Annotated in this window: 17 protein-coding genes and 1 tRNA gene; 2 read left to right on the top strand and 16 right to left on the bottom strand. The window is 67.3% G+C overall.

All coding sequences use genetic code 11. The features are described from left to right. Positions 1-43: 43 nt before the first annotated feature. The 16 genes from fusA to AC3ETA_RS43830 all read right to left on the bottom strand — a co-directional run bounded on the left by fusA (position 44) and on the right by AC3ETA_RS43830 (position 19,083). Positions 44-2,170: an elongation factor G gene (gene fusA / locus AC3ETA_RS43905; RefSeq protein WP_432198505.1), complete on the bottom strand. Its 2,127-nt coding sequence runs from the start codon at positions 2,168-2,170 to the stop codon at positions 44-46. A gap of 39 nt (positions 2,171-2,209) precedes the next feature. Continuing rightward, a complete protein-coding gene (gene rpsG, locus AC3ETA_RS43900) occupies positions 2,210-2,680 on the bottom strand; it encodes a 30S ribosomal protein S7 (RefSeq protein WP_003992340.1) in 471 nt (156 codons plus the stop codon). A 2-nt stretch (positions 2,681-2,682) separates the two neighbouring features. Then, positions 2,683-3,054, bottom strand: coding sequence for a 30S ribosomal protein S12 (gene rpsL / locus AC3ETA_RS43895; RefSeq protein ID WP_003948652.1), 372 nt, complete (start codon positions 3,052-3,054; stop codon positions 2,683-2,685). 353 nt (positions 3,055-3,407) lie between these two features. Then, complete coding sequence (locus AC3ETA_RS43890; protein ID WP_432198504.1) at positions 3,408-3,965, bottom strand: DUF1707 and DUF4190 domain-containing protein; 558 nt, start codon at positions 3,963-3,965, stop codon at positions 3,408-3,410. 162 nt (positions 3,966-4,127) lie between these two features. Beyond that, positions 4,128-8,027: a DNA-directed RNA polymerase subunit beta' gene (locus tag AC3ETA_RS43885; protein ID WP_432198503.1), complete on the bottom strand. Its 3,900-nt coding sequence runs from the start codon at positions 8,025-8,027 to the stop codon at positions 4,128-4,130. 98 nt (positions 8,028-8,125) lie between these two features. Next, a complete protein-coding gene (rpoB, locus tag AC3ETA_RS43880) occupies positions 8,126-11,611 on the bottom strand; it encodes a DNA-directed RNA polymerase subunit beta (protein ID WP_432198502.1) in 3,486 nt (1,161 codons plus the stop codon). Positions 11,612-12,190: 579 nt separating this feature from the next. Next, positions 12,191-12,574, bottom strand: a complete 384-nt coding sequence (gene rplL, locus AC3ETA_RS43875; RefSeq protein WP_383485648.1) for a 50S ribosomal protein L7/L12 — start codon at positions 12,572-12,574, stop codon at positions 12,191-12,193. A 122-nt stretch (positions 12,575-12,696) separates the two neighbouring features. Next, positions 12,697-13,227, bottom strand: coding sequence for a 50S ribosomal protein L10 (gene rplJ, locus AC3ETA_RS43870; RefSeq protein WP_016434607.1), 531 nt, complete (start codon positions 13,225-13,227; stop codon positions 12,697-12,699). 293 nt (positions 13,228-13,520) lie between these two features. Then, positions 13,521-14,351, bottom strand: coding sequence for an SCO4651 family lipoprotein (locus AC3ETA_RS43865; RefSeq protein ID WP_432198501.1), 831 nt, complete (start codon positions 14,349-14,351; stop codon positions 13,521-13,523). A gap of 108 nt (positions 14,352-14,459) precedes the next feature. Further along, positions 14,460-15,275: an SCO4651 family lipoprotein gene (locus tag AC3ETA_RS43860; protein ID WP_432198500.1), complete on the bottom strand. Its 816-nt coding sequence runs from the start codon at positions 15,273-15,275 to the stop codon at positions 14,460-14,462. Positions 15,276-15,406: 131 nt separating this feature from the next. Beyond that, positions 15,407-16,132 (bottom strand): 50S ribosomal protein L1, encoded by a 726-nt coding sequence (rplA, locus tag AC3ETA_RS43855; protein WP_359445783.1) that lies wholly within the window; start codon positions 16,130-16,132, stop codon positions 15,407-15,409. A gap of 79 nt (positions 16,133-16,211) precedes the next feature. After that, positions 16,212-16,646, bottom strand: coding sequence for a 50S ribosomal protein L11 (rplK, locus tag AC3ETA_RS43850; RefSeq protein WP_016645192.1), 435 nt, complete (start codon positions 16,644-16,646; stop codon positions 16,212-16,214). Positions 16,647-16,906: 260 nt separating this feature from the next. Continuing rightward, a complete protein-coding gene (locus tag AC3ETA_RS43845; protein WP_432198499.1) occupies positions 16,907-17,434 on the bottom strand; it encodes a hypothetical protein in 528 nt (175 codons plus the stop codon). Positions 17,435-17,720: 286 nt separating this feature from the next. Next, entirely contained in the window at positions 17,721-18,539 is an 819-nt protein-coding gene (nusG, locus tag AC3ETA_RS43840; protein WP_432198498.1) for a transcription termination/antitermination protein NusG, read from the bottom strand. A gap of 81 nt (positions 18,540-18,620) precedes the next feature. Continuing rightward, positions 18,621-18,902 (bottom strand): preprotein translocase subunit SecE, encoded by a 282-nt coding sequence (secE, locus tag AC3ETA_RS43835; RefSeq protein ID WP_432198497.1) that lies wholly within the window; start codon positions 18,900-18,902, stop codon positions 18,621-18,623. Between the two features lie 108 nt (positions 18,903-19,010). Further along, positions 19,011-19,083, bottom strand: a tRNA-Trp gene (locus tag AC3ETA_RS43830). A gap of 284 nt (positions 19,084-19,367) precedes the next feature. Between AC3ETA_RS43830 and AC3ETA_RS43825 the strand changes: the two genes are divergently transcribed. Then, positions 19,368-20,594: a pyridoxal phosphate-dependent aminotransferase gene (locus AC3ETA_RS43825; protein ID WP_432198496.1), complete on the top strand. Its 1,227-nt coding sequence runs from the start codon at positions 19,368-19,370 to the stop codon at positions 20,592-20,594. A 123-nt stretch (positions 20,595-20,717) separates the two neighbouring features. Further along, complete coding sequence (locus AC3ETA_RS43820) at positions 20,718-21,746, top strand: adenosine deaminase (protein ID WP_432198495.1); 1,029 nt, start codon at positions 20,718-20,720, stop codon at positions 21,744-21,746. Positions 21,747-21,757 lie beyond the last annotated feature (11 nt).

Genomic DNA, 21,757 nt, shown 5'->3' with positions numbered 1-21,757 from the left:
TCCAGGCTCCGGAGTCAAGCCTAAAGCGTGTGAACGCGGTGCGTTACTCGCCCTTGGCCTTCGCGATGATCTCCTCGGCGACGTTCCGCGGAACCTCGGCGTAGGAGTCGAACTGCATGGAGTAGCTGGCCCGGCCGGACGTCTTGCTGCGCAGGTCGCCGACGTAACCGAACATCTCCGAGAGGGGCACGAGGCCCTTCACGACGCGAGCACCCGCCCGCTCCTCCATGGCCTGGATCTGGCCACGGCGGGAGTTGATGTCGCCGATGACCTCACCCATGTAGTCCTCGGGCGTGGTGACCTCGACGGCCATCATCGGCTCGAGCAGCACGGGGCTGGCCTTGCGCGCGGCCTCCTTGAAGGCCTGCGAACCGGCGATCTTGAACGCGAGCTCGGAGGAGTCGACCTCGTGGTAGCCACCGTCGATCAGCGTGACGCGCACGCCGGTCATCTCGTAGCCCGCGAGGATGCCGAACTGCATGGCCTCCTGCGCACCGGCGTCGACCGAAGGGATGTACTCCTTCGGGATACGGCCACCGGTGACCTTGTTCACGAACTCGTACGAGGCGTCGCCGCCCTCGATCGGCTCGATCGCGATCTGCACCTTGGCGAACTGGCCGGTACCACCAGTCTGCTTCTTGTGCGTGTAGTCGACGCGCTCGACGGCCTTGCGGATCGTCTCGCGGTAGGCGACCTGCGGCTTGCCGACGTTGGCCTCGACCTTGAACTCACGGCGCATACGGTCGACCAGCACCTCGAGGTGCAGCTCGCCCATACCACCGATGATGGTCTGGCCCGTCTCCTCGTCCGAGTGGACCTGGAAGGAGGGGTCCTCCTCCGCGAGACGCTGGATGGCGACACCCAGCTTCTCCTGGTCACCCTTGGACTTGGGCTCGATGGCGACCTGGATGACCGGCGCCGGGAAGTCCATGGACTCCAGGATCACCGGCTGCTTGTCGTCGCTCAGCGTCTCACCGGTGGTGGTCTGCTTCAGGCCCATGACGGCGACGATGTCGCCGGCGCCCACCGAATCGATCTCCTCACGCTTGTTCGCGTGCATGCGGTAGATCTTGCCGATGCGCTCCTTCTTGCCCTTGACGGAGTTCAGCACGGCGGTGCCGGACTCCAGGCGACCGGAGTAGATCCGGACGAAGGTGAGCTTGCCCAGGTGCGGGTCGCTCATGATCTTGAACGCCAGAGCCGACAGGGGCTCCTCGTCGGACGGCTTGCGCTTGATGACGACCTCGGGGTCCTTGACGTCGTGGCCCTCGATGGCCTCGACGTCCAGGGGGGTCGGCAGGTAGCGCACGACCGCGTCGAGCAGGGGCTGCACGCCCTTGTTCTTGAACGCGGTGCCACAGAACACCGGGGTGACCGTGGTGTCGCTCGACTTGCCGGACGCGATGGTGATGCGACGGATCGCGGCGTACAGCTGCTCCTCGGTGGGCTCCTGGCCCTCCAGGTACAGCTCCATGATCTCTTCGTCGTTCTCGGCGACGCCCTCGATCAGCTTGCCGCGGTACTCCTCGGCAGCCTCGGTGTGCGTGGCCGGGATGTCGACGACGTCGTACATCTCGCCCTTGGCGGCCTCGGCGGACCACACGAGCGCCTTCATGCGGACCAGGTCCACAACGCCCTTGAAGTCGGCCTCGGCACCGATCGGAAGCTGCATGACCAGCGGCTGCGCACCAAGGCGGTCCGAGATCATGTCGACGCAGCGGTGGAACTCGGCACCGGTGCGGTCCAGCTTGTTCACGAAGCAGATGCGCGGCACGCCGTAACGGTCGGCCTGACGCCACACCGTCTCGGACTGCGGCTCGACACCGGCGACACCGTCGAACACCGTGACGGCACCGTCGAGGACGCGCAGCGAGCGCTCCACCTCGACCGTGAAGTCGACGTGGCCCGGGGTGTCGATGATGTTGATCGTGTAGTCGTTGTCCTCGAGCGGCCAGTGACAGGTGGTGGCAGCAGAGGTGATCGTGATGCCACGCTCCTGCTCCTGCTCCATCCAGTCCATGGTGGCAGCGCCGTCGTGGACTTCACCGATCTTGTAGCTGACGCCGGTGTAGAAGAGGATCCGCTCGGTGGTGGTCGTCTTGCCCGCGTCGATGTGGGCCATGATCCCGATGTTGCGGACCTTGGCCAGGTCAAGTGAAGTGGTAGCCATAAGGCTTCAGTCTTCTCTCGGTCTCGATGGGGTCTGCGACTACCAGCGGTAGTGCGCGAAGGCCTTGTTGGACTCGGCCATCTTGTGGGTGTCCTCGCGCTTCTTCACGGCCGCACCGAGGCCGTTCGAGGCGTCGAGAAGCTCGTTGAGGAGACGCTCGGTCATGGTCTTCTCGCGACGGGCGCGGGAGTAACCGACCAGCCAGCGCAGCGCGAGCGTGTTGGCACGACCGGGCTTGACCTCGATCGGAACCTGGTACGTCGCACCACCGACACGGCGGGACTTGACCTCGAGGGTCGGCTTGATGTTCTCAAGCGCGCGCTTCAGCGTGATGATCGGGTCGTTACCCGTCTTCTCACGCAGACCCTCCATGGCGCCGTAGACGATGCGCTCGGCGGTGGAACGCTTGCCGTTCAGCAGCACCTTGTTGATGAGCGACGTGACAAGAGGAGAACCGTAGACCGGGTCGATGATGACCGGGCGCTTCGGGGCGGGGCCCTTACGAGGCATTCTTACTTCTCCTTCTTGGCGCCGTAGCGGCTGCGGGCCTGCTTGCGGTTCTTCACACCCTGGGTGTCAAGGGAACCGCGGATGATCTTGTAGCGAACACCCGGCAGGTCCTTCACACGGCCACCACGCACGAGCACGATGGAGTGCTCCTGCAGGTTGTGTCCCTCACCCGGAATGTAAGCGGTGACCTCGATCCCGCTGGTCAGACGCACACGCGCGACCTTACGCAGGGCCGAGTTCGGCTTCTTCGGGGTGGTCGTGAACACACGCGTGCAGACGCCGCGACGCTGAGGGGAACCCTCGAGTGCGGGCGTCTTGTTCTTCTCGACCTTGTCCTGCCGGCCCTTGCGGACCAGCTGCTGGATCGTAGGCACTACTTCTCCGGTTTCTGTGTGCCGAATGGTGAAGCTAACCTGGAACGTCGCCGACCCACGCGGTCGGGTGTGTCGAATCCGGCGGACTCCCGCCGTGAGGCGAAAAGAGCACAGATTGCGGTGGCCGCTCACAGCTCGCTATGCGGTTGAAGGCACGCACGAGAGCCAGGGCACACCCCAGGCACAAGGTCTGAGCGTACCTACCTCATTCGCTGCGGTCAAAACAAATGGGCCTCGCCCGCATCGCCATACGGCCGATGTCAAGACCGCGCGGCATGTTCGATCTTCGAATCGCCGATTCGGGCATGTCAGGGCCCCGAACCCGCGCGCCGCGAATCGACCGTCCGCGCGGCCTATACGGACACCGCGGCGGCCACCAGCATCAGCGTCAGCAGGACCGCCCAGGCCGCATTCGACACCCAGCCGAACACGAGCCCGGTCAGGGCGAGCGCGTCACCGCCCTGACCGGTGCGCCGTATCTCGGAACGGGCCGCGTGCCCGAGCACCACGGCCGGGATGCCGGTCAGCCCGAAGCTCACCAGACACAGCACACCGCAGACCGCGGAGCCGACCGCCTTGCCGTTGGTCTGCGGCCGGGCGACCGGCAGGAAGGTGCGGGGCACGGGTGTCACGGGTGCGGGCAGCGGCATCGGCCCCTGGGGCAGATCGGCGACGAGCAGCGCCAGCTCCCCCACCGTACGGGCCGTGTAGGCGCGCGTGACGCGCTTCTCGAACTCGGGCTGCTCCAGACGTCCCTCGCCGTAGCCGGCCCTGAGCACGTCCACGGCCCGCTCGCGGTCGGCGTGCGAGGCAAGCATCGACGGTGTCGCCGGGGTGCCTGGCCCGGTCCACGGCTGCGGAGCACCACCGCCCTGCCACGGCTGCCAGGGCTGCCACGACGGTTGCGCCATGGAGAGCACCTCCCCCGTACATGTCGGAGTCTCTCCATCATGCGCCGAACCGGCACTTCAGGCATCGGGGTCCACCCCGAGAAAACCCCGACACGCCCCCGGGCACGCCGAAGGGCGGCCACCCCGGGAGGTGACCGCCCTTCAGTGCGTCAGACGCACGCCTTACTGGTTGTACGGACCGTAGTCGTAGTCCTCCAGCGGAACGGCCTGGCCGGAGCCGGTGCCGAACGGCGAGTAGTCGATGTCGTCGTAGCCGACGGCCGAGTACATCGCGGCCTTGGCCTCCTCGGTCGGCTCGACCCGGATGTTGCGGTAGCGGGACAGACCCGTACCGGCCGGGATGAGCTTACCGATGATGACGTTCTCCTTGAGGCCGATGAGCGAGTCGGACTTGGCGTTGATCGCCGCGTCCGTGAGGACTCGCGTCGTCTCCTGGAAGGACGCCGCCGACAGCCAGGACTCCGTGGCCAGCGAGGCCTTGGTGATACCCATGAGCTGCGGACGACCGGAGGCCGGGTGACCGCCCTCCTGCACCACACGACGGTTCTCGGTCTCGAACTTCGAGCGCTCGACCAGCTCACCGGGCAGCAGCTCGGCGTCGCCGGACTCGATGATCGTCACGCGGCGCAGCATCTGCCGGATGATGATCTCGATGTGCTTGTCGTGGATCGACACACCCTGCGAGTTGTAGACCTTCTGGACCTCGCCGACCAGGTGGACCTGGACGGCACGCTGGCCCAGGATGCGCAGCACGTCGTGCGGGTTGGTGGCACCCACGGTGAGCTTCTGGCCCACCTCGACGTGCTCGCCCTCGCTGACCAGGAGTCGGGCACGCTTCGAGATCGGGTACGCCGTCTCGTCGCTGCCGTCGTCCGGGGTGACGACGAGCTTCTTGGTCTTCTCGGTCTCCTCGATCCGCACGCGGCCGGTGGCCTCGGAGATCGGGGCGACACCCTTCGGGGTACGGGCCTCGAAGAGCTCGACGACACGCGGCAGACCCTGGGTGATGTCGTCACCGGCCACACCACCGGTGTGGAAGGTACGCATCGTCAGCTGGGTACCGGGCTCACCGATGGACTGGGCGGCGATGATGCCGACCGCCTCACCGATGTCGACCAGCTTGCCGGTGGCCAGCGAACGGCCGTAGCACATCGCGCAGGTGCCGACCTGGGACTCGCAGGTCAGGATCGAACGGGTCTTGACCTCCTCGACACCGTGGTGCACCAGCTGGTCGATGAGCACGTCGCCCAGGTCCACGTTGGCCGGCGCGATCACCTTGCCGTCGATGACGACGTCCTCGGCGAGCATGCGGGCGTAGACGCTGGTCTCGACGTCGTCCGCCTTGACCAGAACGCCTGCGGCGTTCTTCGAGGCGATCCGCAGCTTCAGACCGCGCTCGGTGCCGCAGTCCTCCTCGCGGATGATGACGTCCTGGGAGACGTCCACCAGACGACGGGTCAGGTAACCCGAGTCGGCGGTACGCAGGGCGGTGTCCGCCAGACCCTTACGGGCACCGTGCGTGGAGATGAAGTACTCCAGCACGGACAGGCCCTCACGGAACGACGCCTTGATCGGACGCGGGATCGTCTCGTTCTTCGCGTTCGACACCAGACCACGCATACCGGCGATCTGACGCATCTGCATCATGTTGCCTCGTGCACCCGAGTTCACCATCATGAAGATCGGGTTGGTCTTCGGGAAGTTGTCGTTCATCGCCTCGGCGACCTCGTTGGTCGCCTTGGTCCAGATCGCGATGAGCTCCTGCGTGCGCTCGTCCTTGGTGATCAGACCGCGCTCGTACTGCTTCTGGACCTTCTCGTCCTGCGCCTCGTAGCCGCGGACGATCTCCTTCTTCGCCTCGGGAACGACGACGTCGGAGATGGCCACGGTGACACCGGAACGGGTCGCCCAGTAGAAGCCGGCCGCCTTCAGGTTGTCGAGCGTCGCCGCCACGATGACCTTGGGGTAGCGCTCGGCGAGGTCGTTGACGATCTCGGAGAGCTGCTTCTTGCCGACCTCGTAGTCGACGAACGGGTAGTCCTCGGGCAGCAGCTCGTTGAAGAGCGCGCGGCCCAGGGTCGTCCGCAGCCGGAACGAGTCACCCTGCTGCCACTCCGGCTCGCCCTCCTCCTGCGCCGGCGGCATCCAGCCGCGGGGCGGGATGGTACCGACCGGGAAGCGGATGTCGATCTTCGACTGGAGCGAGAGCTCGCCCGCGTCGAAGGCCATGATCGCCTCGGCCACGGACGCGAAGGAGCGGTCCTCGCCCTTGACGTTGCGCATCTCGGAGTCGGTGGTGAGGAAGAACAGACCGAGGACCATGTCCTGGGTCGGCATCGTCACCGGACGACCGTCGGCGGGCTTGAGGATGTTGTTCGAGGACAGCATCAGGATGCGGGCCTCGGCCTGCGCCTCCGCGGACAGCGGCAGGTGCACGGCCATCTGGTCACCGTCGAAGTCCGCGTTGAACGCGGTGCAGACGAGCGGGTGGATCTGGATGGCCTTGCCCTCGACCAGCTGCGGCTCGAAGGCCTGGATGCCGAGGCGGTGCAGGGTGGGAGCACGGTTCAGCAGAACCGGGTGCTCGGCGATGACCTCTTCGAGGACGTCGTACACGACCGTGCGGCCGCGCTCCACCATGCGCTTGGCGCTCTTGATGTTCTGCGCGTGGTTCAGGTCGACCAGGCGCTTCATCACGAACGGCTTGAAGAGCTCCAGCGCCATCGCCTTGGGCAGACCGCACTGGTGCAGCTTCAGCTGCGGACCGACGACGATCACGGAACGCGCGGAGTAGTCCACACGCTTGCCGAGCAGGTTCTGACGGAAGCGGCCCTGCTTACCCTTCAGCATGTCGCTGAGAGACTTCAGCGGACGGTTACCGGGGCCGGTCACCGGACGGCCGCGACGACCGTTGTCGAAGAGGGCGTCAACAGCCTCCTGAAGCATGCGCTTCTCGTTGTTGACGATGATCTCGGGCGCGCCGAGGTCGAGCAGCCTCTTCAGACGGTTGTTGCGGTTGATCACGCGGCGGTACAGGTCGTTCAGGTCGGAGGTCGCGAAGCGGCCACCGTCCAGCTGCACCATCGGGCGGAGGTCCGGCGGGATGACCGGGACGCAGTCCAGCACCATGCCCTTGGGGCTGTTGCTGGTCTGCAGGAACGCGGAGACGACCTTCAGGCGCTTGAGCGCACGGGTCTTCTTCTGGCCCTTGCCGGTACGGATGATCTCGCGGAGCTTCTCGGCCTCCTCGTCGAGGTCGAAGGACTCCAGGCGCTTCTGCAGCGCCGCGGCACCCATCGAGCCGTCGAAGTACGTGCCGAAGCGGTCACGCAGCTCGCGGTAGAGGAGCTCGTCGCCCTCGAGGTCCTGGACCTTGAGGTTCTTGAACCGGGTCCACACCTCGTCGAGGCGGTCGATCTCGCGCTGCGCACGGTCGCGCAGCTGCTTCATCTCGCGCTCGGCACCCTCGCGCACCTTGCGGCGCACGTCGGCCTTGGCACCCTCGGCCTCCAGCTCGGCCAGGTCGGTCTCGAGCTTCTTGGCGCGGGCCTCGAGGTCGGCGTCGCGACGGTTCTCGACCTGCTGACGCTCCACGGAGACGTGCGCCTCCAGGGAGGGCAGGTCGCGGGTACGGCGCTCCTCGTCGACGTACGTGATCATGTACGCCGCGAAGTAGATGACCTTCTCGAGGTCCTTGGGAGCCAGGTCGAGCAGGTAGCCCAGCCGGCTCGGGACACCCTTGAAGTACCAGATGTGCGTGACAGGCGCGGCCAGCTCGATGTGGCCCATCCGCTCACGACGCACCTTGGCGCGAGTCACCTCGACGCCGCAGCGCTCACAGATGATGCCCTTGAAGCGGACACGCTTGTACTTGCCGCAGTAGCACTCCCAGTCCCGGGTCGGACCGAAGATCTTCTCGCAGAAGAGTCCGTCCTTTTCGGGCTTGAGGGTGCGGTAGTTGATGGTCTCGGGCTTCTTGACCTCGCCGTGGCTCCACTGACGGATGTCGTCAGCGGTGGCCAGACCGATCCGGAGCTCATCGAAGAAGTTGACGTCGAGCACTATGCGTCAATCCCTCTCAGGGTTGTAAGTCTTGGGGTCTGAAACGGGGGCCTGGGGGTCGGCGGGGCCCTGTGGGTAAGGGCCCCGCCGGACTCCCGTCAGACCTCTTCGACGCTGCTCGGCTCGCGCCGGGACAGGTCGATGCCGAGCTCCTCCGCAGCGCGGAAGACGTCCTCGTCGGTGTCACGCATCTCGATGGACATACCGTCGCTGGACAGCACCTCCACGTTCAGGCAGAGCGACTGCATCTCCTTGATGAGCACCTTGAAGGACTCGGGGATGCCGGGCTCGGGGATGTTCTCGCCCTTGACGATGGCCTCGTAGACCTTCACGCGGCCGGTGACGTCGTCGGACTTGATGGTCAGCAGCTCCTGGAGGGCGTACGCGGCGCCGTAAGCCTCCAGCGCCCACACCTCCATCTCACCGAAGCGCTGGCCACCGAACTGGGCCTTACCACCCAGCGGCTGCTGGGTGATCATGCTGTACGGACCGGTCGAGCGGGCGTGCAGCTTGTCGTCGACCAGGTGGTGCAGCTTGAGGATGTACATGTAGCCGACCGAGATCGGGTCCGGGAACGGCTCACCGCTACGGCCGTCGAACAGCCGCGCCTTACCGGTCGGGAGCACCATGCGCTCGCCGTCGCGGTTGGGGATGGTGTGCTGGAGCAGACCCGCGAGCTCGTCCTCACGCGCACCGTCGAAGACCGGGGTCGCGACGTTGGTGCCGGGGGCGACGGAGTCGGCGCCGATCACCTGGAGGCGCTGCGCCCACTCCTCCGCGAGGCCGGAGACGTCCCAGCCGCGGCTGGCGAGCCAGCCGAGGTGGATCTCCAGGACCTGTCCCGGGTTCATTCGGGACGGGACACCCAGCGGGTTGAGGATGATGTCGACCGGGGTGCCGTCCTCCAGGAACGGCATGTCCTCGATCGGCAGGATCTTGGAGATGACGCCCTTGTTGCCGTGACGGCCGGCGAGCTTGTCACCGTCGGTGATCTTGCGCTTCTGCGCGACGTAGACGCGCACCAGCTGGTTCACACCGGGGGGAAGCTCGTCGCCCTCCTCACGGTCGAAGACGCGGACGCCGATGACCTTGCCGGTCTCGCCGTGCGGCACCTTCAGCGAGGTGTCACGGACCTCACGGGCCTTCTCACCGAAGATCGCGCGCAGCAGGCGCTCCTCGGGGGTCAGCTCGGTCTCGCCCTTCGGGGTCACCTTGCCGACGAGGATGTCGCCGGCGATGACCTCGGCACCGATGCGGATGATGCCGCGCTCGTCGAGGTCGGCGAGGACCTCCTCGGAGACGTTCGGGATGTCCCGGGTGATCTCCTCGGGGCCGAGCTTGGTGTCACGGGCGTCGACCTCGTGCTCCTCGATGTGGATCGAGGAGAGGACGTCGTCCTGCACGAGGCGCTGCGACAGGATGATCGCGTCCTCGTAGTTGTGACCCTCCCACGGCATGAACGCCACGAGCAGGTTCTTGCCCAGCGCCATCTCGCCGTTCTGGGTGGCGGGACCGTCGGCGAGCACCTGGCCCGTGATGATCCGGTCGCCCTCGTTGACGATGACCTTCTGGTTGACCGAGGTGCCCTGGTTGGACCGGGAGAACTTGGCCAGGCGGTACGTGATGTACGTGCCGTCGTCGTTGGCGGTGGTGATGTAGTCCGCGGAGACCTCCTGGACCACACCGTCCTTCTCGGCCTTGACCACGTCACCGGCGTCGACGGCGGAGCGGTACTCCATGCCGGTGCCGACGAGCGGGGCCTCGGACTTAATCAGCGGCACGGCCTGACGCATCATGTTCGCGCCCATGAGGGCACGGTTGGCGTCGTCGTGCTCGAGGAACGGGATCATGGCGGTCGCGACCGACACCATCTGGCGCGGCGAGACGTCCATGTAGTCGACGTCCTCGCCGCCGACGTAGTCGACCTCGCCGCCACGGCGGCGGACCAGGACGCGGGCCTCGGCGAACCGCATGTCGTCGTTGAGCGTGGCGTTGGCCTGCGCGATGACGAAGCGGTCCTCCTCGTCGGCGGTCAGGTAGTCCACCTCGTCGGTGACCTGGCCGTCGACGACCTTGCGGTACGGCGTCTCGACGAAGCCGAACGCGTTGACCCGGCCGTAGGAGGCGAGCGAGCCGATCAGACCGATGTTCGGGCCTTCAGGGGTCTCGATCGGGCACATGCGGCCGTAGTGCGACGGGTGAACGTCACGGACCTCGAAGCCGGCCCGCTCACGGGACAGACCACCCGGGCCGAGCGCGGACAGACGACGCTTGTGCGTCAGCCCGGACAGCGGGTTGTTCTGGTCCATGAACTGCGACAGCTGGCTGGTGCCGAAGAACTCCTTGATGGAGGCGACGACCGGCCGGATGTTGATCAGGGTCTGCGGCGTGATCGCCTCGACGTCCTGGGTCGTCATGCGCTCACGGACGACGCGCTCCATACGGGCCAGACCGGTGCGGACCTGGTTCTGGATGAGCTCGCCGACGCTGCGCAGACGGCGGTTGCCGAAGTGGTCGATGTCGTCGGTCTCGACGACGATCGTCTGGCCGTTGTCCGCGGCCGTCTCGGTCTCACCGGCGTGCAGCTTCACCAGGTACTTGATCGTCGAGATGACGTCCTCGACGGTCAGGACGCCCGCGTCGAGCGGAGCCTCCGCACCCAGCTTCTTGTTGACCTTGTAGCGGCCGACCTTGGCGAGGTCGTAGCGCTTCGGGTTGAAGTACAGGTTCTCGAGGAGCGTCTGCGCGGCCTCACGCGTGGGGGGCTCGCCCGGACGCAGCTTGCGGTAGATGTCGAGCAGCGCGTCGTCCTGGCCCTGGGTGTGGTCCTTCTCCAGGGTGGCGCGCATGGACTCGTACTCGCCGAACTCCTCCAGGATCTGCTCGGTCGTCCAACCGAGGGCCTTGAGGAGGACGGTCACGGACTGCTTGCGCTTGCGGTCGATACGGACACCGACCATGTCGCGCTTGTCGATCTCCATCTCCAGCCAGGCACCCCGGGACGGGATGATCTTGGCCGAGAAGATGTCCTTGTCGGACGTCTTGTCGATGGAGGAGTCGAAGTAGACACCGGGGGAACGGACCAGCTGCGACACCACGACACGCTCGGTGCCGTTGATGACGAAGGTGCCCTTGTTCGTCATGAGCGGGAAGTCGCCCATGAAGACCGTCTGGGACTTGATCTCACCGGTCTCGTTGTTGGTGAACTCCGCCGTCACGAAGAGCGGGGCGGCGTAGGTGAAGTCGCGCTCCTTGCACTCGTCGATCGAGTTCTTCGGAGGCTCGAAACGGTGGTCGCGGAACGTCAGCGACATCGACCCGGAGAAGTCCTCGATCGGGGAGATCTCCTCGAAGATCTCCTCGAGGCCGGACTTGGTGGGGACGTCCTGACCGGACTCCAGAGCCTCCTCGACCCGACTCTGCCAGGCGGTGTTGCCGAGCAGCCAGTCAAAGCTCTCGGTCTGCAGCGCGAGCAGGTTGGGAACCTCGAGGGGCTCCTTGATCTTTGCAAAGGAGATGCGCAGCGGGGCGGTGCTTGCGCCGTTGTTCGTATTCGCGGTCGAGGCGTTGCGCGAGGCGGCCAAGAGGGGGTCCTTCCGAGGGCTCGGACTCACTACGCGCGTACCGGCCCCTCACCGGTGCACAGAGACACGGGTTTCCTTCTCCGACCAAAGAATGGCCAGGTCAGGGATGGTCCGGTCATCGATGCTCAAGCGAGGGCATGCCCCTGGTGACGGGCAGGGGACAGCTAACAGGCAGCGCAAAGGGTCAGTGTAGCCACTTGGCACACTGATGTCCAGTGCGGGTTTTTCGCGACCCTCGTTGTTCTCAACGCCCTCGGCATGCTCGCCCTCAATGCACGTTGATACTGCCCTCTTCGTCGCCGATCCATGCCTCGGATTCGGATCCTTGTGGCGACGCGTCCTGAGAATTGCGCGCTGCGTGCGGTTCGTCAAGGCCCCCATGCCCGAACCCTGGGGGCCCGGAGACACGACGAAGATCACCATACCCGCCGCCGAAGCGGGCGCAAGGCAACCGTGGCCGCGCCCCCAGGAACGCCGAAGAGCGACCACCCGAATGGATGATCGCTCTTCGGTGCGACTGCGTTACAGCCTCAGGAGGCCCAATTCAGCAGCGCTACGGCCGTACTCGGCCGAGAGGTGTTACTTGACCTCGACGGAGGCGCCGGCGCCCTTGAGGGACTCGGCGGCCTTCTCGGCGGCGTCCTTGGCAACCTTCTCGAGAACGGGCTTCGGGGCGCCGTCCACGAGGTCCTTGGCCTCCTTCAGACCCAGGGAGGTCAGCTCACGCACGACCTTGATGACCTGGATCTTCTTGTCGCCGGCACCGGTGAGGATGACGTCGAACTCGTCCTTCTCCTCCTCGGCCGGGGCGGCGGCGGCCGGGCCGGCCGGGCCGGCGACGGCGACGGCGGCAGCGGCGGTGACGTCGAACTTCTCCTCGAACGCCTTCACGAACTCGGAGAGCTGGATGAGGGTCATGCCCTCGAACTCGGCGAGCAGTTCGTCCTGGGTGAGAGCCACGATGGCTTTCCTTCCACTAATTTCGGCTGGTGCCGGATGTACATGTCTGGCGGGCGTACGCTCGGCCCGCTACGACCACTGCCTCAGGCGGACTGCCTCAGGCGGCGATCATGATGCGAGCCGAATTACTCGGCACCGCCCTGCTCGTCCTGCTTGGCGCGAAGCGCGTCCACGGTGCGGACGAGCTTCGACGGGAGCGCCTGGAAGACCTGAGCAGCCTGCGTCTGCTTGCCCTTCAGGGCGCCCGCCAGCTTGGCGAGCAGAACCTCGCGGGACTCGAGGTCCGCAAGCTTCTTGATCTCGTCGGCGGACAGCGCCTTGCCGTCAAGGACACCGCCCTTGATGACGAGGTTCGGGTTGTCCTTGGCGAAGTCACGAAGACCCTTCGCCGACTCCACCGGGTCACCGGTGACGAAGGCGACCGCCGTCGGACCGTTGAACAGGTCGTCGAGCGTCGAGATCCCGGCCTCGTTGGCCGCAATCTTGGTCAGCGTGTTCTTCACCACGGCGTACTGGGCGTTCTCACCGAGCGAACGACGCAGCGTCTTGAGCTGCGCCACGGTGAGACCCCGGTACTCGGTCAGCACGGCGGCGTTCGAGCTGCGGAACTGCTCCGTCAGCTCGGCTACCGCGGCAGCCTTGTCGGGCCTTGCCATGAGCGTCGGCCTCCTTCCGGGTGATGACGACCGCTCGGAAGGGGCTGGGGAAAACGAAACGCCCCGGCGCAGGCGCACGGGGCGTAGCTCGACCGGGCATTCGCAACGTGAGCAGCGAACTCCGGGAGCACTTCCACAGTCACCTGCGCGGGTCGTCCGCGGTTCAGCGGATCCTTCGGCCACCGCGCCCTCTTGCGAGCACACGGCAACGACCAGCGGTCTTTGGCTTCTGTAGGAGAGTACGGGACACGGTCACCGTGAGGCAAATCGGTCCCCACGGCCGCCGGCTCCCCCTACTTCTCCAGCGGTTTCCGCAGGTCCGCAGTGTCGTCGGGGCGGGGTGCGCGGACCGTCACCGGCTTGCCGTAGTCGAGGAAGGTGACCGTGAGATCGAGCTCACCGTGCCGTCCGAAGCCCTGGGTACGCAGCCGTCTCACATGGTCGTCGCCGTCGATCCAGACGTCCAGGGTGAGCTCGTCCACGCCGGCCTTCTCGTACTGGTCGAGACTGCGCCCGCGGCCCTCGCGGGCGGCCTTGTCCTGGACCTCGTCGAGCGAGGCGCGCAGTTCGTCGACGGCGGCCGTACCCGTGTAGTGCGTGGTCCCGGTCCCGTCGACCTTCTCGTCGCCGACCCGCTTCGCGTCCGGCGCACCGGCCAGGAAGGCGGCCTCCCGGGCCGGGTTGCGGGCGACCGAGTCCCGCAGGGCGCCGACGTCCATCCGCAGGCCGCCGTGGGTGGTGAAGTGGGCGGCCGGGCCGTAGCTGATCCAGTGCCGCCCGCCCATCTCCTCGACCATGTCGCCGGTCGCACTGCCGTACAGCACCCCGTCGACCAGGCGCAGCTCGGTCTCGCCCCGCTCGGCGCCGCTCAGATCGGCCGTCCGCAGGCTGGCCGTCAGCGGCTTCGTGCGGACCGTGCCCTCGTCGGCTATGCGCCCGCGCTCCGGGAAGCGGCCCGTCACCCTGTAGTGCAGCGACGTGACGCCCTCCGTCCTCTCCACGGCCCTGGCCACGGCGTCGCCGACCGAGGAGCCCGAGGCGTCCCGGTCGGCCCCGGCACCGCCTCCACAGCCGGCGAGGAGCAGCACGACGGCGGGCACGGCGGCCCGTACGGAAAGCCTCATCGATTCCCCCAAGGAACGCTCGGCCGGCGCCCGACGGGCGCACAGCAAGATCGGGAGCGTAGCCCCAAGAACCCCGGACAGTCCTGCGAATACCCGGCCGTGCCGGGCTCACGAGGTCCCGCCGAGGGCCCCCTCCTCCAGCAGCTCCTCCAGGTCCGCGGTGTCCCCCGCCGGGGGCTTCTCGACCGCGGCCTTCACGCCGTAGTCGCTGTAGTACGCGGTCTGGGTCAGCTGCCCCGTGACCGTGCGGCCCTTCTCCACCTTCTTGACGAGCAGGTCCCGGTCGTCGACCCATATGTCGACGGTCTGCGAGGTGGCGCCCGCGACCCGGACCGTGCCGGAGTAGCGCGTGGTGCGCTTACCGCTCACCGTCTCCTCCCCCACCTTGCGTACGTCCGTGGAGGACAGCAGCAGCTTCACCGAGGTGTGCGGGACGGTGCCGCGCATCTGGTCGGCGAGATCGGCTCCGGAGCTGCCGGCGAGACGCTCCAGGTCCTCGTAGGCGTACTTGATCCAGTGCTTGCCGTCGGTCTTCTCGGCGAACGCCTCGCCCATGCGGGCGTAGTAGGCGTCGGGGAGATAGCGGGCCTGCATCGAGGTGGTGCCGAGGCGGCGCATCGTCTCGGCGGTGGTGCCGCCGGTGTACGTGATCGTGAGGGCGCCGGTGAGGCCGTCGTGCCAGGCGAGGGTGCCGTGGGCCTTCATGGACAGGGCCGAGCCCACCGTGGTCGTGGAGCGGACGCGCGCCGATTCGGCTCCGTCGGTGGAGCGCTCGACGGTGCGCAGGGCGGCCGTCACCGCGCGGGAGGGCGTGGGGCGGTCCCGTTCCCCGGAGCGGTCGGAGGAGGTGCAGGCGGCCAGGGCCGCCAGCGCGGTCAGCAGCGCGACCCAGAACGCCGAACGGCGCGCCCTCGTGCTCGTCATCCGTCCCCCCTGCGCGAATCCCGTGAATGCACGTTAACCCAGGGCACTGACAAACGGGGGGCGGCAAAGGGGACGGGCCCCGCACCCGGGAAGGGTGCGGGGCCCGTCTTCGAGCCTGGTGAGCTGCCTGCTCAGACCGCGGCCGGGTCCTCCTCGACGAGGAGGTTGCGGGTGCGGTTCGGGTCGACGGGAATGCCGGGGCCCATCGTGGTGGTGATGGCGGCCTTCTTGATGTAGCGACCCTTGGCGGCGGACGGCTTCAGACGGAGGATCTCCTCCAGCGCGGCGCCGTAGTTCTCCACCAGCTTGGTGTCGTCGAATGACGACTTGCCGATGATGAAGTGCAGGTTCGAGTGCTTGTCGACGCGGAACTCGATCTTGCCGCCCTTGATCTCGGTCACGGCCTTGGCCACGTCCGGGGTCACGGTGCCGGTCTTCGGGTTCGGCATCAGACCACGCGGGCCGAGGACACGGCCGAGGCGGCCGACCTTGCCCATGAGGTCGGGGGTGGCGACGACGGCGTCGAAGTCCAGGCGGCCCTTCGAGACCTCGTCGATGAGCTCGTCGGCACCGACGATGTCGGCGCCCGCGGCACGCGCGGCCTCGGCACGGTCACCGGTCGCGAAGACCAGGACCCGGGCGGTCTTACCGGTGCCGTGCGGAAGGTTCACGGTGCCACGGACCATCTGGTCGGCCTTGCGCGGGTCGACACCCAGGCGGAAGGCGACCTCGACGGTACCGTCGAACTTGGTCGTGGACGTCTCCTTGGCGAGACGGACGGCCTCGAGCGGGGCGTAGAGCTTGTCCCGGTCGACCTTGGCGTCCGCAGCGCGGAGAGACTTGCTGCGCTTGCTCACTACTGCTCCTGTGTTGTCTTAGGAGTTGTGGTCCGGGCCGAGCAGGCCCCGCCACTCACTTCTGCTGGGGAGGTTGAGGTCAGCCCTCGACCGTGATGCCCATGGAACGGGCGGTGCCGGCGATGATCTTGGACGCGGCGTCCAGGTCATTGGCGTTGAGGTCGGGCATCTTGGTGGTGGCGATCTCGCGGACCTGCGCCTCGGTGATCTTGGCGACCTTGGTCTTGTGCGGCTCGCCGGAGCCCTTCTCGACACCAGCGGCCTTGAGGATCATCTTCGCGGCCGGCGGGGTCTTGGTGATGAAGGTGAAGGAGCGGTCCTCGTAGACCGTGATCTCCACCGGGATGACCCAACCGCGCTGCGACTCGGTCGCGGCGTTGTAGGCCTTGCAGAACTCCATGATGTTGACGCCGTGCTGGCCCAGCGCGGGGCCGACCGGCGGAGCCGGGTTGGCGGCACCGGCCTGGATCTGGAGCTTGATGAGCCCCGTGACCTTCTTCTTCTTGGGAGGCATGCTCTCTCCGGGTCCTTAGTGAGAGGTGATCCGCCGCCATCCGTACCCGAGGTCACCTTGAACGGTGAACGTCCGGATCATCCGGATGGAGGCATACCGCACAACGATAACGGGTAACGCGTCAGGGCCAAAACCGGCAGCTCAGGCCGCTGGTCGCCCGCCCCCTGACAGCGGTCGGCCCCAGCGGCCCGCGCCCCGGGACAGGAACGGGCCCCGGCCGTCGCGCGTCGGCCGGGGCCCGCAAGGGGGCGAGAGCGGGGTCAGCAGCGCTTGGACGTGGTGGCCTGACCCGGCACGGGGTCGCCGGGGGCACGCAGCGTGCCGATGGCCGCGGTGCACTCGCTGACCGTGTCGGCCGGGAAGGACCAGAACTCCTGGCTGTTGGTGGCGTTCCACCAGTCCTGGCCGACGACCTCGTCGCGGGAGTAGCTGTAGACGCCGGTGCTGACGTCGTAGTCCTTGATCTTGTCGCGGAAGCTCTGCCAGACCCAGACGTAGCCGTAGTTCGCCTTGCACCTGGGCGAGTAGAACTGCTTGACCGAGGCGGCGTGCGCGCCGCCTCGGTTGATGTAGGCGGTGGTGCCGATCTGGTAGGCGTCGGAACAGACGCCTACCGCCTGCGCCTTGGCGCTCAGCGGGTTGCCCGCCTCGGACGGGGCGGCCGAACGGGCGCTCTGGTTCTGCTTGTTGGGAGACGGGGCGGGTCCGGTGCCGGCGACCGCGGAGGTCGTCGGCAGCAGGACGCAGGCGGACGCGGCCGCCACGACCAGGAAGGTGCGAGTGCGCATGAGGAAGTTCCCCCCACTTCTGGGTCGTCACTTCTGAGTCGGCGCGGGCAGCGAGCAGCGCAGCGCAAAGCGCCACAAAGGTGGGTGATCACCGTGAAATACACTGTCCACGCGTTTCGGTCATCAAGTCAGACCGGCAGGGGCGTCCGATGGTTGTGGTGCAACACACATTTATTGAGAAGCCGGCTGGAACGCCGCCGGCACCTGCCCCGCCGCATACGACGAAAGGGCCTCCCACCAGCGGAATCCGCCGACGGGAGGCCCTTCGTTCAGAGCTGCTGTGCCGCTAGTTCTTCTGGATCTGGTCGAAGGAGAGCTCGACCGGAGTCTCGCGGCCGAAGATCTCCACCAGGCCCTTGACCTTCTTGGAGTCGGCGTTGATCTCGTTGATCGTGGCCTGCAGCGTGGCGAACGGACCGTCAGTGACGGTGACCGAGTCGCCGACCTCGAAGTCCAGGACCTGGACCTCGACCTTGCGCTGCGGAGCGGGCTTGCCCTCGGCCTCGGCGGCCTCGCGGGCGGCCTTCTCCTCGGCCTCCGGGGCGAGCATCTTCACGATCTCGTCCAGGGTCAGCGGGTACGGGTCGTAGGCGTTGCCCACGAAGCCGGTGACGCCGGGAGTGTTGCGGACGACACCCCAGGACTCGTTGGTGAGGTCCATACGGACCAGGACGTAACCCGGCAGCTTGTTCTGCTTGATCGTCTTGCGGTCGCCGTTCTTGATCTGGACGACCTCTTCCTGCGGCACCTCGGCCTGGAAGATGTAGTCCTCGACGTTCAGCGAGACGGCGCGCTGCTCCAGGTTGGTCTTCACGCGGTTCTCGTAACCGGCGTAGGTGTGGATCACGTACCACTCGCCGGGCAGCGTGCGAAGTTCCTCGCGCAGGGCGGCGATGGGGTCGACCGGCTCGGCCTCCTCCTCGACGGCCTCTTCCGCGTCTTCGGCGTCCTCGACGTGCAGCGCGGCCTCCTCGGCCGGCTCGCCCGCCTCGGCGTCGGCAACCTCGACCTCGTCCAGGTCCTCGTCCGCGCCCTCGACGATGTCGAGCTCGTCTTCCACGGACTCGTCCGGCTCGACGGCGTCGTTCAGGTTCTGGTCAGACACGGTGGCTGCTTCTTCCTGGATGCATAGGGGTGGAACATGCGAAAGGGGCGCCGGTAACCAACGGCGCCCTTCGCTCTCGGCTCAGCCAAAAACGTACTTGGCGGCGTGGTCGAGCCCATAGTCAATCACGGTCACCAGGGCGATCATGACGGTGACGAAGAAGATCACCACGGTGGTGTACGACGTCAGCTGCTTGCGCGTCGGCCAGACGACCTTGCGAAGCTCCGCGACGATCTGGCGGTAGAAGAGAGCGAGCCGCTTCAGCGGGCCCTTCTTCGCGCGCTTACCGCCCTTGCGGGCCTTCTTCTCCTGCGCCTCATCCTGGGCGTCAGGCGTATCGATGGAGCCCACGGCGTCCGCCATCCGTCCTCACCTGATCCCGGGTCGTGGCCGTGCCGCGCCCGGTCCGAGCCGCACGGCGTTGCAATGCTGTACGTACATGCGCACACATCCTGGCGAAGGTGTGTGTAGCAGGGCCGGAGGGACTTGAACCCCCAACCGCTGGTTTTGGAGACCAGTGCTCTACCAATTGAGCTACGACCCTTTGTGTGTCCCCCAACGTACCGCATCCGGTCGAGTGCTCGCTGTGCACTGTGCGACTGCGGGCTGCTGAAGGCCAACGAGGTGAGAGTGTACGTGGTCCGGGGCGCGCCGTCGAACAGAAAGTGCCCGATGGGGCCTTGATAGGCGAAAGATCGCCAGGGGTCTGGCGGTGCCGCGACGCAAGATCGCCCAGGCCGAGGGCCGGATCCGGACGGATGTTCAGTCGATGTTCAGTCCGTGAAACCCGCGTGCCGCCCGCGTTTCCTGTCTGAAACGATGGGGCCCATGAGCGCTGCAACCCCTTCGACCGAGCGCCGGGTCTCCGCCCGAGTCGGCGCGATCTCCGAGTCCGCCACACTCGCCGTGGACGCCAAGGCCAAGGCCCTCAAGGCCGCCGGGCGTCCGGTGATCGGCTTCGGCGCCGGTGAGCCCGACTTCCCGACGCCGGACTACATCGTCGAGGCCGCCATCGAGGCCTGCAAGAACCCGAAGTTCCACCGCTACACACCGGCCGGCGGTCTGCCGGAGCTGAAGTCCGCGATCGCCGCGAAGACGCTGCGCGACTCCGGCTACGAGCCCGACGTCTCGCAGATCCTCGTCACCAACGGCGGCAAGCAGGCCATCTACGAGGCCTTCGCCGCGATCCTCGACCCGGGCGACGAGGTCATCGTCCCGGCGCCTTACTGGACGACGTACCCGGAGTCGATCCGCCTCGCGGGCGGTGTCCCGGTCGAGGTCGTCGCCGACGAGACCACCGGCTACCGCGTCTCCGTGGAGCAGCTGGAGGCGGCCCGCACCGAGCGGACGAAGGTCGTCCTCTTCGTGTCGCCGTCCAACCCGACCGGCGCCGTCTACACCGAGGCCGAGACCGAGGCGATCGGCCGCTGGGCCGTCGACAACGGCCTGTGGGTGCTGACGGACGAGATCTACGAGCACCTCGTCTACGGCGAGGCCGCCGCGGTCTCCCTGCCGGGGCTGTTCCCCGAGCTGCGCGACAAGTGCATCGTGGTCAACGGTGTCGCCAAGACGTACGCCATGACGGGCTGGCGGGTCGGCTGGGTCATCGGCCCCAAGGACGTGGTGAAGGCCGCGACCAACCTCCAGTCCCACGCGACGTCGAACGTCTCGAACGTGGCGCAGGTGGCCGCCCTCGCCGCGGTCTCCGGCGACCTGGACGCGGTCGCGAGGATGCGTGAGGCCTTCGACCGCCGCCGCAAGACGATCGTGCGGATGCTCAACGAGATCGACGGCGTGGTCTGCCCGGAGCCCGAGGGCGCCTTCTACGCGTACCCGTCGGTGAAGGCCCTGCTCGGCAAGGAGATCCGCGGCAAGCGCCCGCAGAGCAGCGTCGAGCTGGCCGAGCTGATCCTGGAGGAGGCCGAGGTAGCGGTCGTCCCGGGTGAGGCGTTCGGTACGCCGGGCTATCTGCGGCTGTCGTACGCGCTCGGTGACGAGGACCTCGTCGAGGGCGTGAGCCGCATCCAGAAGCTGCTCGCGGAGGCCACGGACTGACGTCCGCCTTCCGCCCGTGGGGCCACCTCCGGTTTCGGAGGCGGCCCCATTTGTTTGTGCGAGCAAGACCACTAAAGGGGAAACCGCTACCGGGACGGCGCGGGCGTACGGCAGGATCCTGGAATGGAGCGTGTACGTGATGTCTCTGAACTGCCGAAAGCCCATCTGCACCTGCACTTCACCGGCTCGATGCGGCCGACGACCGTGCTGGAACTGGCCGACAAGTACGGTGTGCGCCTGCCCGAGGCCCTGACCGACGCGCTGACCAGTGGGGAGCCCCCGAAACTGCGGGCGACGGACGAGCGCGGCTGGTTCCGCTTCCAGCGCCTGTACGACGCGGCGCGCTCGTGCCTGCGGCAGCCGGAGGACATCCAGCGCCTGGTCAGGGAGGCCGCGGAGGAGGACATCAAGGACGGCTCGGGCTGGCTGGAGATCCAGGTCGACCCGACGTCGTACGCGCCCCGGCTGGGCGGTCTGATCCCGGCGCTGGAGATCATCCTGGACGCGGTGGAGACGGCGTCGCGGGACACGGGGCTCGGGATGCGCGTCCTGGTCGCCGCGAACCGTATGAAGCACCCGCTGGACGCCCGCACGCTGGCGCGGCTCGCGGTGCGGTACGCCGACCGCGGCATCGTCGGCTTCGGGCTGTCGAACGACGAACGCCGGGGCATGGCTCGGGACTTCGACCGTGCCTTCCACATCGCCCGCGAGGGCGGCCTGCTGTCGGCCCCGCACGGCGGCGAGCTGACCGGCCCGTCCTCGGTCCGTGACTGCCTGGACGACCTGGACGCGCACCGGATCGGGCACGGGGTGCGGGCGGCGGAGGACCCGCGGCTGCTCAGGCGCCTCGCGGACCGGGGCGTGACGTGCGAGGTGTGCCCCGCCTCGAACGTCGCCCTCGGCGTCTACGAGAAGCCCGAGGACGTCCCGCTGCGGACCCTGTACGACGCGGGCGTGCCGATGGCCCTCGGCGCCGACGACCCGCTGCTCTTCGGCTCGCGGCTCGCCGCCCAGTACGACCTCGTGCGCCGCCATCACGACTTCACGGACCAGGAGCTGGCGGAACTGGCCCGGCAGTCGGTGCGCGCGTCGGCCGCGCCCGAGGAGGTGAAGGGCAAGCTGCTGGCGGGGGTGGACGACTGGCTGGCCTAGGGCTGCCGGCC

The sequence above is a fragment of the Streptomyces sp. bgisy027 genome (assembly GCF_057710365.1).
The sequence above is the reverse complement of the archived record's forward strand: the minus strand, read 5'-3'. Positions and strand labels throughout refer to the sequence as shown.